At 68.4% G+C, this 13,862-nt stretch carries 12 protein-coding genes; 3 read left to right on the forward strand and 9 right to left on the reverse strand.

Annotated elements, in window-relative coordinates:
• Positions 1 to 100 precede the first annotated feature (100 nt).
• Both GO488_RS13020 and GO488_RS13025 read right to left on the reverse strand, forming a co-directional pair.
• Positions 101 to 1,411, reverse strand: a complete 1,311-nt coding sequence (locus GO488_RS13020) for a polysaccharide deacetylase family protein (RefSeq protein ID WP_162318258.1) — start codon at positions 1,409 to 1,411, stop codon at positions 101 to 103.
• A 244-nt stretch (positions 1,412 to 1,655) separates the two neighbouring features.
• Entirely contained in the window at positions 1,656 to 1,991 is a 336-nt protein-coding gene (locus tag GO488_RS13025; RefSeq protein WP_162318259.1) for a hypothetical protein, read from the reverse strand.
• 126 nt (positions 1,992 to 2,117) lie between these two features.
• Between GO488_RS13025 and GO488_RS13030 the strand changes: the two genes are divergently transcribed.
• Positions 2,118 to 3,110: an AAA family ATPase gene (locus tag GO488_RS13030; RefSeq protein ID WP_162318260.1), complete on the forward strand. Its 993-nt coding sequence runs from the start codon at positions 2,118 to 2,120 to the stop codon at positions 3,108 to 3,110.
• On the opposite strand, the gene GO488_RS13035 is transcribed toward GO488_RS13030, so the two are convergent.
• From GO488_RS13035 to GO488_RS13050, 4 genes are read right to left on the reverse strand one after another with little or no spacing between them, the layout of a single operon-like run.
• Entirely contained in the window at positions 3,061 to 3,741 is a 681-nt protein-coding gene (locus GO488_RS13035) for a DUF7519 family protein (RefSeq protein WP_162318261.1), read from the reverse strand. The two genes, GO488_RS13030 and GO488_RS13035, sit on opposite strands and share 50 nt — an antisense overlap.
• A complete protein-coding gene (locus tag GO488_RS13040) occupies positions 3,738 to 5,009 on the reverse strand; it encodes a DUF58 domain-containing protein (RefSeq protein ID WP_162318262.1) in 1,272 nt (423 codons plus the stop codon). Before GO488_RS13040 ends, GO488_RS13035 begins: the two co-directional genes overlap by 4 nt.
• Positions 5,006 to 5,608 (reverse strand): DUF7269 family protein, encoded by a 603-nt coding sequence (locus GO488_RS13045; protein ID WP_162318263.1) that lies wholly within the window; start codon positions 5,606 to 5,608, stop codon positions 5,006 to 5,008. Before GO488_RS13045 ends, GO488_RS13040 begins: the two co-directional genes overlap by 4 nt.
• Positions 5,605 to 6,432, reverse strand: a complete 828-nt coding sequence (locus tag GO488_RS13050) for a DUF4129 domain-containing protein (RefSeq protein WP_162318264.1) — start codon at positions 6,430 to 6,432, stop codon at positions 5,605 to 5,607. Before GO488_RS13050 ends, GO488_RS13045 begins: the two co-directional genes overlap by 4 nt.
• Positions 6,433 to 6,593: 161 nt before the next feature.
• Between GO488_RS13050 and glmU the strand changes: the two genes are divergently transcribed.
• Entirely contained in the window at positions 6,594 to 7,775 is a 1,182-nt protein-coding gene (gene glmU, locus GO488_RS13055) for a bifunctional sugar-1-phosphate nucleotidylyltransferase/acetyltransferase (RefSeq protein WP_162318265.1), read from the forward strand.
• Between the two features lie 48 nt (positions 7,776 to 7,823).
• Positions 7,824 to 9,386, forward strand: a complete 1,563-nt coding sequence (locus GO488_RS13060) for an oligosaccharide flippase family protein (protein WP_162318266.1) — start codon at positions 7,824 to 7,826, stop codon at positions 9,384 to 9,386.
• Positions 9,387 to 9,456: 70 nt separating this feature from the next.
• Here GO488_RS13060 and GO488_RS13065 read toward each other — a convergent pair whose 3' ends face one another.
• The 3 genes from GO488_RS13065 to GO488_RS13075 form a co-directional block, all read right to left on the reverse strand.
• Positions 9,457 to 10,380 carry a TSUP family transporter gene (locus GO488_RS13065; protein ID WP_162318267.1) on the reverse strand — a complete coding sequence of 308 codons (924 nt, stop codon included), beginning with the start codon at positions 10,378 to 10,380 and terminating at the stop codon, positions 9,457 to 9,459.
• A gap of 218 nt (positions 10,381 to 10,598) precedes the next feature.
• Positions 10,599 to 12,353, reverse strand: a complete 1,755-nt coding sequence (locus tag GO488_RS13070; RefSeq protein ID WP_162318268.1) for a glucosamine inositolphosphorylceramide transferase family protein — start codon at positions 12,351 to 12,353, stop codon at positions 10,599 to 10,601.
• Positions 12,354 to 12,470: 117 nt separating this feature from the next.
• Positions 12,471 to 13,847, reverse strand: a complete 1,377-nt coding sequence (locus GO488_RS13075; RefSeq protein WP_162318269.1) for a CapA family protein — start codon at positions 13,845 to 13,847, stop codon at positions 12,471 to 12,473.
• Positions 13,848 to 13,862: the final 15 nt, after the last annotated feature.

A 13,862-nucleotide genomic window follows, 5' to 3' on the forward strand; every position in this document is an offset into this window, starting at 1 on the left:
AGCGACGGTCGGTCTCGACGAGTTATGCGATAACGAGAAGGACACGGCCGCGGCGACGCCGCCCGATAGCAACGGGGGAACAGCGACTTCGGTCGGCCGCTCAGGACTGCTGTAGCTTGAGGAGGCCCGAGGGCGTGGTGACCTCGATCTTGTCCTGGCTCTGCCAGTCCTCGATGATGTCCAGCAGGTGGTTGAAGTGCTCCTTGTCGACGCTCTGGTCTTTGCCGATGTTGCCGAAGTTGACGACGGTGAGCTGGTTGTACTTCGCCGCGAGGTTGATCATCCGGGCCGCGCCGTTCAGGTCCGCGCCGCTGACCGTCGAGACGGCGGAGGTGCCGACCGGCGGGATGGCGTTCGGTCCCGCGCCGTAGGCGAAGCCGTACTCGTGGAACTCGTCGACGAGGTCAAGCGTCGTCCTGTTGTAGCTCCCGTACGGGATGGACATGAACCGCATTCCCTCGCGGAACCCTTTCAGGCGGAGGTACTCCTTCGTCTGTTTGATGGTCCGGCGCTGTTCGTCCTCCGAGAGTTCCGGCAGCGGCGTGCCGATGTGCGGCGAGGAGACGACGTCCCAGCCGGCGTCCTGCATCTCTCGAAGTTGGCCCGTCGTGAGCGCGCCGTCGCTGTTGATTCGGTCGGGGACGGCGGCGACCATCGCGGACATATCGCGCTTCTGGAGCTCCTGGAACGCCACGTCGTACTGGGACGCGTACGTGTCGCTGAACGAGAGCATGACGCGGCCCTTGTCGGTGGGCTTCTTGTGTTTGCGGAGGTCGTCGACGACGAAGTTGATGGGTTCGCCGTCAGAAAGGACGACGATGCGGAGCTCCTGGACGCTCTTCAGCATGGGGTCGCCGCGGAGGCCGGTGTAGCCGAGGTCGACGCGCATCCAGCCGTTCATGGCGTCGGGGATGTAGCGCCGGCAGACGAGGTGGTCGCTCCGGGCGGGGGCGATGACCTCCATCGCGAGCTTGCCCGGGCTGGGTTTCTCCATCTTGACGGCGATCGAGAGGTTGTTTTTCGTGAGGTCGAGGCCGTCGGGGTAGGCCTTGTACATCCCCGCGCCGCCGCCGGAGGGGTTCTGAATGCGGACGGATTGGCTGCCGCGGAAGACGTCCTCGGTTTCGGCGGAGACGTCGCCCTGAATCGTCCCCCAGTATTCGAGATCCTCGAAGTCGTCGAGGACCGTCCCGCGGTCCGTGTAGTCGAACTCTTGAGTGGGGGTGCCCGTCTCCTCGGGCGTCCCCGTCCCGTTCTCGGTCTGCGCCGGGGCCTGCGTCGCCGTCCCGTCGCCCTCGGGCGTCTGGGTGTCTGACTGACCGGAATCTCCGAAGGCACCGCACCCCGCGAACGCAGCGGCACCCGCTGCGGTTGTCGTGAGGAACGCGCGGCGGTTGGAGTTGCGTTTCATCTCGCTTGCCCCTTGCCCCTGTCGTCCCTTTACATTGAAGTTGCTAAAGTGCTATTAGACCGGACATAAGCTCGTTTCGCGCCATTTTGCGGGATCGGCGAAACCGCGGCACGTGACCGGTGTACGTCGTGAGATAGCCGTGCGAAACAGGCCCACGCCCGATGTCAGAATTTATTCACGAATCGCAGCTACGGCCGGAAAAGGGGCGGGAGCGGCGGGCTGGCCGACGTGTGAGTCCGTCGATTCAGGGCATCCCGCTTCGGACGGCACACGAGAGGAGGACGAGCGCGAACGCCATGACGGTGAGCCACTGTCCCGTGGGAGACTGTAGTAGTACGAGAAGATCGTAAGCCAGCGCCGGCTGCGTAACGCGCTCGACGGCGATCGTTATCAGGAGAATGCCGGTGATACCGGCGACGAGGCGAACGGCGAGTTCGATCGGGTGTTCGCTCGCCGCGTGACGAAACTGCGTCGAACGGGCGGAGAACGACGACGACTGCCCGCGGATCTCGTCCCCCTCGACGTGGTGGCCACCCCCGTATTCGCGGTTCGACCGCTCGGTCCGATTCGCATCGCGCATGTGTGTGGCTACTTACTCTAGGTGCATAATTACGACACCGTTAAGCGAGGGCGCGGACGCTCGACCGACCGCCATCGAACCACTTAGGTTGGCGATAATAAGGCCGTTCGGCCGTGAGACGGGAACATGGACGCAACCGCGGTTCGAGCGCAGTGTACGGCGCTGCTGGAGGAAGTGAGCCGAGCGGTCGTCGTCGACGACGAGGTGTTGCGGACGGTTCTCGCGGGGTTTCAGGCCGGCGGTCACGTCCTCTTAGAGGACGCGCCGGGGACCGGCAAGACCCTGACCGCCCGGTGTTTCGCGACGGCGCTGGGGCTCTCGTACTCCCGGGTGCAGTTCACGCCCGACCTCCTCCCCTCGGACGTGACCGGCACGCACGTCTACGAGGAGACCGAGGGGGACTTCGAGTTCCAGCCGGGACCCGTCTTCGCCAACGTCGTGCTGGCCGACGAGATCAACCGCGCGTCGCCGAAGACCCAGGCCGCGCTGCTCGAAGCGATGGAGGAGGGGCAGGTGACCGTCGACGGGGAGACCCACCCGCTCCCGGAGCCGTTCTTCGTCATCGCCACGCAGAACCCGGTCGAACAGGAGGGCACGTTCCCGCTGCCGGAGGCCCAGAAGGACCGCTTCGTCGTGAAGACGAGCCTGGGCTTCCCCGGGATGGAGGGCGAGCTCGAACTCATCGACCGGCGGGCCTCCCGGACGAGTCAGACGCCCGCCGTCGAGCCCGTCTGTGACGACGCGGACGTGCGGCAACTCAGGGCGGCCCCCGAGGCGGTCCACGTCGAAGACGACGTCCGCCGCTACATCGCCACGCTCACCCGAGCGACGCGGTCCGACGAACGAGTCGACGGCGGCGTCTCGCCGCGGGGGACTCAGCGGCTGTTCGAGGCCGCCCGCGCCGTCGCGGTCGGGAACGGCCGGGAGTACGTCACGCCCGAGGACGTGAAGTTCGTCGCGGAGTCGGTGCTGGCCCACCGGCTCGTCCTGACGGCCGACGCCCGCGTCGACGGCGTCGAGAAGGCGGACGTGGTCGCGGACATCACCGAGGAGACGCAGGTGCCGACGGTCAATTATACAGCGCCAGCGTCAGCAACAGCCCCGAACCGAGCAGACTAGCGAGCACGGGCAGCGAGAGTCCGGTCACGTCGGCGTCGACGACGACCTGCACGGCGAGAATGGCGCCGACGCCGACGGCCGCTGTCGCGCCCGCGTGAGTCAGTTCGACCGTCCGCGTCTTCGCTTCGCGGCCGACCTGTTCGCCGAGGTTCACGGCCTGTTCCGCGAGGTCCCACGCGAGTACCGTCCCGACGCCGGCGACGAGCAAGCCGGTAGTGTCGGTCCCGTACACGGCGGCGCTGGCGATCACCGAAACCAGCAGTAGCCCCGTTCCGACCGAGACGAGCGCGCGCTCGCGGCCCGCCCAGACCGGGCCCAGCGCGAGGGCGAGGACGAACAGCCCGACCAGTCCGGGATACAGTTCGATGCCGTCGCTGAACGACGCGACCCGCGTGCTCCCGAGCGCCAGCGCCCCGGCGACGCCGACCGTCCCGAGCGACGAGAGCGCGAGACCGGCCGCGACGTGACTGCGCCGACGCAGTTCGAGGCCGAGCGCCAGCGGGACGAGCGCGACGAGCGTCGCCCCGACGGTGAGCCGCTGGGCCGGCGTCGTCCCGACCAGCGCGAGCGCGGCCGCGCCGACGAGCACCGACAGCGCCGCGCTCAGGCGGGTAGGACGGTGCGTCGTCACGCCGACCACCGCTCCTGCGCTCGGACGAGCGCCGCCCCGTAGGACCGGTCGGGCGTCCACTCGACGGTTCGGACGCCGCTCTCGCGCAGTGAATCCAGCCGCCTCGACCGCTCGAACCCGGCGAGGCGGCCGCCGACGCTCTCCTCGTTGGTCACGTCTGGTGAGATGACCGTCACGGCGTGGCCGTCGGCCTCCAGCCGCAGACACGTCTCGACGATGGCGTCGTCCGGCAGCGGCGAGAACAGCACGACCTGCGTGTCGCCGCGCAGTCGCTTCCGGAGTTCGGCCGCCTGTTCGGACAGCGCGTCGGCCGTCGTCGGCTCGGCCGGGCGGTGGACCGACAGCGTCGGGTGAGACGCGAGCAGGTCCCGCCCGCGGGCGGCCTGTTCGGTCCCCGCTCCCGGCGCGAGCCAACAGAAGTCGGTGCCGAACCCGGCGAGGCCGACCTGGTTAGCGGTTTCCAGCAGCTCGCCGAAGGTCTGTTCGATCGCGCCCAGACAGTGCGAGACGGCGTGGGGTTCGCCCGACGCTCGGGTCCGAAAGGCGGCCTCGCGGCCGTCGAGACACAGGACCACGGAGGTCGCCCGCTCCTCGCGGTACTCGGCGGTCGCCAGTTCGCCGGTCCGGGCGAAGCGCTTCCAGTCGACGCGGGAGAGCGGGTCGCCCGCGCGGTAGTCGCGGGTGCGGTGAAACTCGATACCGCTCCCGCCCTCGTCGGTGACGAGGTCGCCGACCCGCCGGCCGGTCTGTCGCCGGAGCGGGACCGCCGGCACCGACGACTCGCAGGCGAGGCTGGTGTCGGTGCCGACGGCGGTCTCGACCTCGTTCGCCCCCGCGATATCGCGGGCGACGACCGACGCCGGTTCGAAGCGGTGGACGCCGCGGGTCGCGCGGACGGTGTAGGAGAACGTCGTCGAGGCCCCGGGCCGCAGGACCGCCGCGTGACGGGGCGTCCCGTCGATCACCGACAGCATGGGCGGGACGCCGTCGACGAGGCGGCAGTCGGTCAGCGTCGATCCGCCGGTGTTGCGGACCGTCACCGTGACCTCGACCGGGTCGCCATCGGCGGGTTCGTCCGCGTCGGTTGCCCGCTCGATGTCCAGCGAGACGGTCGGCGGGCGCGTCAGCCGCGGGTACGCCGCGAGGGCGACCCCGGCCGTCGCGAGCAGGAGGAGCGACGGTCGCTTGAGCAGGACGCCGGCCGCACCGGCGAACAGCGCGACGCCGACGACGCCGCGCCACCGCGTGGTCGTCCGGGTCGTGCTCATCGGTCGGCCTCCCCCGATTTCGCCTTCGTCGCGATCGCTTCGGCGGTTCGGCGCGCGCCGCGCTGGAACCACGTCTGGCCGCGGGCCGCCGCCCGGAGCCGCGAGCGAACCGGCGGCGAGAGCGAGGCCCCGAGGAAGGCCGCTGCGTCGGGGTCGTCGGTCCAGTCGCCCGCCTCGACCCGCTTCCGGGCCTCCGCCCGGCGGCAGCCCTCGGCGGCGAGTTCGGCGCGGACTGCGTTCTCGCGGAGGCGTTCGCGGACCGTCTCGCGGCGGTCGGAGAACAGGCGGGCGCGCAGGCCGACCTTACTGTCGACCGTCTCGTCGAAGTCGCTCCCGAAGCGGGGCGCGCGCTGTACCGTCTCCGGTCGGGGCGGCGTCGCCTGCGCTACGTCCGTGACCGCCCGGCCGCCCAGTACCGCCGCGACGAGCGCGAGCGCGGCGACGCCGAACGCGGCGACGAGGAGGTAATCGTTGCCCAGCGCCGCGACGGCGGCGTCGGTCGGAACGGCCGACGCCAGTCCCGGTTCGAGGACGAGCAGGCCGGCGGCGGCGAGGGCGATCGATCCGGCCGCCGCGAAGACGCCGCGGGCGGCGTTCACGCCGACTCCCCTCCGAGGTCGAGCCGGGCGAGGGACTCCCGCGCCCGCCGCTCGTGGTCCGGGGTCGGCCCCGATTCGGCGTAGCGCACCTCGCGGAACGTCTCCGTGAGCCGCCCGACCGCCTCGGGGTCGAGTCCCGCCTCGACCGCCCGCCGGCGACACTCGTCGGCCGTCTTCGCCCACGGCCGGTCGATATCGAGATGCGTGACCATCGCGTACCACGCTCGGTGGACGTCGTCGCCGAACTGCCCGTCGTCCCACGGCCCGACTATCGGATCGGACTCACCGGCGTCGCCGCGGCCGCCATCGGGGACGAACGCGAGCGCGAGCGCCGCGATTCGGGCGCGGTAGCGATAGGCGAGCGCGGCGACGGCACCGACGGCGAGCGCCGCCAGCGAGTACGGGAGCAGCGCCGTCAACAGTTCGAGCAACTGTTCTACGAACGAGGGCGTCGGGTCGGTAGACGCGTCCTCGGACTGCGTCGACGCGCCGCCCGAAGAGCCGCCGTCCCCGCTCGAAGCGCCGCTATCGGCCGACTGGCGCTGTCGTTCCCGAGCGTTCGAGCGCTTCCCCTGTTCGACCCGCTCTCTGTTCGATTCGATGCTCTCGTCGATGGCCTCGGCCGACTCCTGTCCGACCGGCTGCGCGTCGAAGTCCATATCGAGGACGTCCGCCGGCGCGCCCGACACCGTGGTGTCGAGGGTCGTCCCCGCGACGCCCAGCGTGGCCATACAGAGCGCGGCGACGGCGATCGAGAAGAGCTGATTCCGGTCCATCGTCACCCGCCCGCGCGGGGAGCACTGCAGTTCATCGTCTGTCGACATACTGTAACGTACCTGACTGGTTAGTTATGCAGGCGCTAAGGGGAGAATCGCGCCGTCTGGTGGTTCCGGCCCGTTTCGGGCTCGCTCGGCCCGGTCTCCCGCGTCGGTCGCTTAGCTCGCGTATAATAACACGTCGAGGGACAGAAGGGGAGACAAGAGCTATGCAAGCCGTCATACTGGCCGCCGGAGAAGGGACGCGGATGCGGCCGCTGACAGACCAGCGACCGAAGCCGATGCTCGGCGTCGGGGGGACACCGCTGGTCGAACACGTCGCGCGAACCGCCGTCTCGGCCGGCGCTGAGGAGGTCATCGTCGTCGTCGGCTACGAAGGAGAACAGGTGAAGCGCCACCTCGGCGACAGCGTCGGCGACGCGCCGGTCCACTACGCCGAACAGGCAGACCAACAGGGCACGGCCGACGCCGTCGCGGCCGCGCAGGAACACCTCGACGGCCCGTTCGCCGTGCTCAACGGCGACAACGTCTACGAGTCGGACGCGCTCGCTCGCCTCTTCGAGAGCGCGCCCTCCATCGCCTGTACGCGAGTGGACGAGCCGTCGAACTACGGCGTCGTGGAGGTCGACGGCGGGACGGTCAGCGGCCTGCTGGAGAAACCCGCAGAGCCGCCGAGTAATCTCGTCAACGCCGGCGCGTACGTCTTTCCCGCCGCCGCCCGCGAGGCGCTCGACGTGGCCGAGAGCGAGCGGGGCGAGCGCGAGCTCACCGACGTCCTCAACCGCGTCATCGACGACAGCGACGTCACCCCGGTCGTCATCGACGACTGGCTGGACGTGGGCCGACCGTGGGAGCTACTGGCGGCCAACGAGCGACACGTCGACCGTCAGAGCCGAGCGCTCGGCGGCGACGTCCACGAGGACGCGACCGTCGAGGGCGACGTGGTCGTCGAACCCGATGCGTCCGTCGCCCGGGACGCGGTCGTCGAGGGGCCGGCGGTCGTCGAGTCCGGCGCGTTCGTCGGCCGCGGCGCGACCGTTCGCGGGCCGACGCTACTCGGCACCGCTACCGGGATCGGGACGGAGGCCGAAGTCGAGAACAGCGTCCTCATGGCGGGGACGAGCGTCGGCCGCGAATCGGTCGTCCGCGACAGCGTTCTCGGACGAAACTGCCAGCTCGGCGCCGAGACGACGGTGCGAAACGGGAGCGACGACGCCGGATCCGTCTCCGTCACGGTGAAGGGCGACCGCGTCTCGACCCGCCGACGGACGTTCGGCGCTGTCCTCGGGGACGGCGTCGAAACCGGCGCCGAGACGACGCTCGAACCGGGCGTGAAGCTCCCGACCGACGCGACGACCGACCCGGAGGTGCGAGTCAGCGATGACTACTGAGACGGTCTCGACACCGAAACCGAACGCGACTCGTTCGGAGCACCAACTATGAAACGAAACACCTTCACGGCGTTCCTCTCGGTGGCCGGGTCGCGCCTGGCGATCATCGTCGTCTCCGTCTTCATCACGCCGCTGTTGTTCCGCTTCCTCGGCGCCGGGACCTACGGGAAGTGGGCGACCGTGATGGCGGTGTTCGGCCTCCTGATGATACTGGTGAGCTCCGGCATCAACGGCGGCTCGCGGAAGTTCCTCTCGGAGAAACGGGACATCCCCCACTGGCAGGAGCACGTCTTCTCGTACTTCTTCGTACTCGCGGCCGTGCTAGCGCTGCTCGCCGCCGGTGCGCTCGCCCTCGCGGCCCGGACCGGCCTCGTCGCCAGCACGCTCGGCCCGGAGTACACGAGCTACTTCTACCTGCTCGCGGTACTCACGATCGTCGCGCAGTTCCGCGCGTACGTCCGGCGGTCGCTCATGGGGCTGAAGCTCGAACACCTCTCCGAGCCGATGCGAGTGGCTCACAAGGCGCTGTTCGGTCTGTTCGCAGTCTCGTTCGCGTGGCTCGGCTACGGCGTCAAAGGCGTCCTCGTCGGCGAGATACTCGCGAGCAGCGGCGTCATTATCATCGCCAGCATCGCGATGGCGCGGGAGCTGACGCTATCGCGCGTCATCGAGCCGCTACCGTCCGATTTCCCGAAGCGGGAGCTGGTCGACTTCAACAACAGCGCCATCATCTATCACTTCCTGATGCAGTCGCTCATTCACGTGGACGTCCTGATGCTCGGGTACTTCCTCGCCAACAGCAGCACGGTCGGCGTCTACAAGGGAGCGCTCGTCATCGTCCAACTGCTCTGGATTCTACCGAAGTCGGTCCAGAGCGTGATGGTCCAGACCGTCTCCGACCACTGGGCCAACGACCGCATCGAGAAGATCAACGCCATCTCTCACCGGGTCGTCCGGTACACGACGCTGCTGTCGATACTGCTGTCGGTCGGGCTGGCGGCGCTGGCGTACGACTTCGTCCCGCTGTACCTCGGCGAGGAGGGACAGGCGGCCGTCGAACCCCTCCTGTTGCTGATTCCCGGGACGCTGTTCTACGCCATCGGTCGTCCGGTCTTCGCCATCAGCTACGCCAAAGGCGAGATGCGGACGCTGATACTCGTGACCAGCGTCGCCGCCGGCGTGAACTTCGTGATGAACGCGCTTCTCATCCCGACCTACGGGATGTACGGGGCCGCCGTGGCGACCACGACCGGCTACGCCACGCTCCCGCTGGCACACACCTGGGGGGCGCGCGTGCTGGGCTACGAACCGTTCGGCGACTTCCGCGGTGCCCGCATACTGGCGACGACGGTCATCGGTGCCGTCCCCATCGTCGGGCTCTCGCTGCTCATCCAGAACACGTATCTGGCGCTGGCGGTCGTTCCGCCCATCGGCCTGCTGGTCTTCGGGCTGGCGACGGTCCTGACCGGCGCGATGCACCTCTCGGAGATCGTCGACCTGCTCGACTCGCTACCGGAACCGGTCAGTCGGTTCGGGCGGTACATCGAACCGTACGCCGAGGAGAACCGCTCGGGACTGGCCGCGCTGCAGGCGTATCTGGACGCGCGGTAACGACACGACAGGGCGGTAGGGACTCCGTCGGCGCTTTTCGGCCGAGAGCGACCCTCGAACGACGGAAACCTCAGAGGAACAGGGCCGGTATCGTGTTCCGGAAGATGTTGAGCGTGATGACGAACAGGAGCGCGACGACGAACCAGTTGAACTTCTCCTCGTCGAACTCCAGCCGTCGCAGGTACGTCCCCAGCAGCAGGCCGACGACGGTGACGACGGCGATGACCGAGCCCAGCCAGAGGCGATAGGTCGTCATGAGGTCGGTGAAGAGGACCATCTGCAGGATGCGGACCGTGAAGATGGTCGCCAGCACCATTGACAGCCCGCCGATGTAGCGGTCGACGTCGCGCTCGAAGGTGTGGAAGTACGCGGGGAGGAGCGGCCCGAGGTTGGCGACGGCGAGTAAGAACCCCTCGAGGAACCCGGTGACGCTGAGCGCGACCGGGTGGTGAGCCCCCTCGATGGTCACGAAGTTCTGAAAGACCTGAAAGAGGACGTACCCGAAGATGACGAGCCCGATGAGGAACGGGACGATCGGGCCGGTGCTGAACTCCGCGAGGAAGGTGACGCCGACGACCGACCCGACGACGGCGAGCAGCAGCAGCACCCACTCCCGGCGGACGAACTCGAGCCCGGTGTCGGTCTCGCCGACCTGGAACATGTTTATCATCCACGGCGGGATCGCGAGGACGACGACCGCGAGCGTCGGGTCGATGACGGACGCGAAGATGGGCGTCGTGATGAGCGAGTACCCGAACCCGATCATCCCCTTGACCGCGCCGGCACCGACGGCGACGACGACGAACAGGGCGAGCAGCGTCCCCGAGACGTTCGACTGGAGCCCCCGGGTGACGTTCTCGGCGCCCGGGAAGAAGACGACCGATCCGACGACGACGGCCAGCGTCGCAGCCACCATCATCACCTCTCGGTAGCGGAACGCTCGGAGGTTGGTGACGAACTGTTTCGCGTCGATTCCGGCGCTCTGCGTGCTCACGGCGACCGCACTCCCGCGTACCGAACACTCATTCTATCTCCGCTAGAGCGAGACCACGTTTTTCGCTGACCAATTCGGTAACGCGTGGGGGCGGCCTCGGATGGGCGCTCTCTCGGAGAAGCAGTCGTGCGAGGGGGTTTTCGAGCGATTTCGGACGAATACCGAATCGAAGCGCGACGCAGATTTCGGCAGTTGATGCCGGTAATGCGATGGGCGGTTTACTTCGAGGAACAGACGGAGGACGTGAACGAGGAGAGGTCCTTCTCGGTGAGCGCCTCGCCGAAGACGCCGAAGTGCGAGATGTCGCCCTTCCAGGAGTACTGTCCGGGGAGCGTCGAGCCCAGCAGGGGGAGACAGACCTCGTGGTAGACGCTGCCCACATCGCGGGCCTGCGTGAGTTCCTTCCCGTCCTGGAAGATGCGATAGCCGTCGCCCTGCTTGTAGGCTATCGCGAGCTGGAACGGCTCGCCGGCCGAGACGGGCGCCTCGACGGCCGGTCGCGTCTGACCGCCGGTGCCGGTGAAGTCGAACTTCCAGCCGCTCGCGCTCGGATCGAACCGAGCCGCGAGTCGGCGCTGGATGTGTCGCGAGCTGTAGTCGAACAGGGCCTGCGTCTCGTCCGTCGACTGCAGTCGACCGCGGAAGAACAGCGTGAACGCGTCGGTGTCTATCGCGTCGAACCGCGTGGGGAAGACGACGCGGTCGCGGCCCTCCTCGAAGCGTCGGCCCTTGCAGTTCCCGACGTCGGTCTTCGTCGCGCCGCGAATCATCCCGTGGTTCTTGTTGCCCGAGTCGTCGACGGCGACCGTCGAGTTCCCGTCGAATCGGAAGTACCCGTTCGTCTTCTCGGGGTCGTAGGGGATCGACTGCTTGTTCGGGTCCCGGTGGTTGGGGGCGTCGAAGATGCCGATGCTCCACTCGACGCCGTCGCCGTCGTCGTCGAACGCGCCGTCGACCGCACAGCGCCAGCCGTTATCGCCGCCCAGCGCCCACGGGTCGTAGTGGTGCATCTTGATGGCGTTCCACCCGCTCCCGAAGCCGACGAGAACCGGGGAGTGGGCGGCCTCCGTGTCGCTGTAGGCGTCGGTCGTCAGCTCGTTCACCTTGAACGCGCGGATCTTGTCGCCGTACTCGTACTGGACGTCCTGGAAGAACAGGTGGGGCGTGTCGTTGATGACGACCGGGCGACCGCCCTGTCGGGCGGCCCACTGTCGGTCTTCGACGACCGGATTGGCGGAGTGGGCCGTCCAGGCGTCCGTCGAGGCGGTGAGCTCCTTCGAGTGGAACGCCATGACGTCCTGGTTCTCTCGGGAGGTGAACAGCCACCAGCGGTCGTTGTAGCGGAATATCACCGGGTCGTGCGTGAAGTACTCCTCCTCGATGAGGGTCCCCTTCCGCTCCCAGCCGGTCGGGAAGTCCTTCGCGTGCCAGAGTTCGACCGATTTCCCGGTCGGCGGGAGCATGTAGTACTCGCCCTGCCACTTCCAGATGAACGGGTAGGACGTGTGCGCGTTCTTCTCGAGGACGATCCCGGTGTACTGCCAGTCCAAGCCGTCCTTACTGCTGGCGTGACCGATGGCGGCGTCGGGCGAGCGGTTCTCGTTGACCACTTCGAAGAAGAGGTGCCAGTTGCCACCCTCGCGGAACATGTAGGGGTCTGCGACGTAGTCGGCGCGGCCGAAGTCGGTGACGTCGTCGGCCGTCAGGACCGGGTTCGTCACCTCGCCCGCGGGCGCGGCCGTGGTCGGCGCTTGGCTCGCGAGCTCGTCGTAGGAGGTGGGCGGAATCGTCTCGCCGGTGTAGACCGCTTTGGACTGGGCATCGGTGCCCGCCTCGGTGCCGCTGGCGGCCGAATCGGTTGCGGGGGCGGTACCGTTCTCGGGCGTCTCCGGCGATGAGCTGAGCCCGTCACAGCCGGCGACGCCGGCAGCGCCGACAGAGGAGAGCGCCGCGAGCATGCGCCGCCGTGTCACGGTCTGTGACCGCTCAGTGGAGTCATCACTCATTTCGTCCTAGTAGTCTGCCCGTCTCCCCCTATATATGAGGCCGCTAATCGAGCACTTAGAGACCCGTTATGGTCTGTTATCCGTTCACAGGCGGTCGGAGACGGAACGCGGGCGGAGCCGTTTGCCGGTCTGCGTGATCGACTCGCGCAGCCGAGCGGAGACGGCGTTGAAAAGTTGAATCGCCGGCGAGGGGCGGTCGTACACCGGCTCGTCTTCGGTCTGTGCTAACAGCTCTCTGACCGTCTCGCGGACCTCGGGGGTCCGGCGGTCCGGCCGGTCACCGGTCTTGACGCTCACGGCGGTCTCGATGAGGTCGCGATGGGACTCGTTGCGGACCAGGTTCAACAGCGTCAACAGCTCCCGCTCGCGGTCGTCGCCGCTCCAGAGGCGCTCTCCGTGCAGGTACTGGAGCGGATGGCGGATGAGCGAGGGGAGGTCGCTCCCGGTGCCGATACGCAGCCAACGCCCGTAGCGCTGCTCGAAGATGCGGACGGCGAGTTCCTGCCAGTGCGCCTGCAGGGCGTCCCTGTCGGCCGTGATCCCCGAGACGCGCTCGAAGTACGGTCGATGGTCCTCGACGGACCATCGCTCGCCCATGAACGCCACGGCGTCGTCGCGACGCTCGACCGGCCGCAGGTCCACCGAGACGAGCGTCTCGCCGGCGAACGTCGCGTCGACGAGCAGGCCCCACTCCGTCTTCGTCCGGCCGGGGATGTCGAACCGGAAGTTGCCGAGACTGTAGCAGATCGGCGTCTCCGCGTGGCGCTCCCAGCCCTGCGGAACGTGCGGGTGGTGGCCGACGACGAGGTCGGCACCGGCTTCGGCGAACGAGCGGAGTCGGCGCTGGTGACCGAGCGGGGGGAGCGGGAGGTACTCGACGCCGCCGTGGGCGACTACGACGACGACGTCTGCCCTCTCCTCGGCCTCTCTGACCGCTCCGGTCGCGTCGGCGTGGCCGACCCACGCCGTCCCCGGACCGCCGCGGTCGGCGGCCCCGAACTCCCGCTCGCAGACGTTGACGATCGCGACCGACTGCCCCCCGACGTCAGTTCGAAGCGGGTCGAGCGCGTCGGTCGGCGACTCGCCGACGCCGCAGGTTTCGAGTCCCGCTTCCCGGCATCGCTCGACAGTGTGTTCGAGCCCTTCGGGACCCATATCCATCAGGTGGTTGTTGGCGAGCGTGACGGCGTCGAACCCCATCTCGAGGGCGAATTCCGGCGTCTCGGCGACGGTCTCGGTGACCGGTCCGGACTTCGAGATCGGTGACCCGCGACCGGCGATCGGCGCTTCGAGGTTCGTCACGGCGAGGTCGGCGTCGGCGAGGGCGGCCCGGAGGTCCTCGCCGACGGTCGGCTGTGTCGCATCGGTGAACGTCGTGTCGCCGGCGACGGTCAGCGACCACTCTCGACGACCCGCCGGGGCGTCATCGTTCGTCCACCGTGCGATCGACGGGCGAGACATGTAGCAGTTACGTAC

This window comes from Haloarcula limicola (assembly GCF_010119205.1).
GTDB lineage: Archaea > Halobacteriota > Halobacteria > Halobacteriales > Haloarculaceae > Haloarcula > Haloarcula limicola.

Excerpts from the sequence above, each read along its gene's own strand:
- GO488_RS13075 (WP_162318269.1), bottom strand. The coding sequence starts at position 13,847 with ATGTCTCGCCCGTCGATCGCACGGTGGACGAACGATGACGCCCCGGCG.
- GO488_RS13030 (WP_162318260.1), top strand. The coding sequence starts at position 2,118 with ATGGACGCAACCGCGGTTCGAGCGCAGTGTACGGCGCTGCTGGAGGAA.
- GO488_RS13040 (WP_162318262.1), bottom strand. The coding sequence starts at position 5,009 with ATGAGCACGACCCGGACGACCACGCGGTGGCGCGGCGTCGTCGGCGTC.
- glmU (WP_162318265.1), top strand. The coding sequence starts at position 6,594 with ATGCAAGCCGTCATACTGGCCGCCGGAGAAGGGACGCGGATGCGGCCG.
- GO488_RS13025 (WP_162318259.1), bottom strand. The coding sequence starts at position 1,991 with ATGCGCGATGCGAATCGGACCGAGCGGTCGAACCGCGAATACGGGGGT.
- GO488_RS13060 (WP_162318266.1), top strand. The coding sequence starts at position 7,824 with ATGAAACGAAACACCTTCACGGCGTTCCTCTCGGTGGCCGGGTCGCGC.
- GO488_RS13050 (WP_162318264.1), bottom strand. The coding sequence starts at position 6,432 with ATGTCGACAGACGATGAACTGCAGTGCTCCCCGCGCGGGCGGGTGACG.
- GO488_RS13020 (WP_162318258.1), bottom strand. The coding sequence starts at position 1,411 with ATGAAACGCAACTCCAACCGCCGCGCGTTCCTCACGACAACCGCAGCG.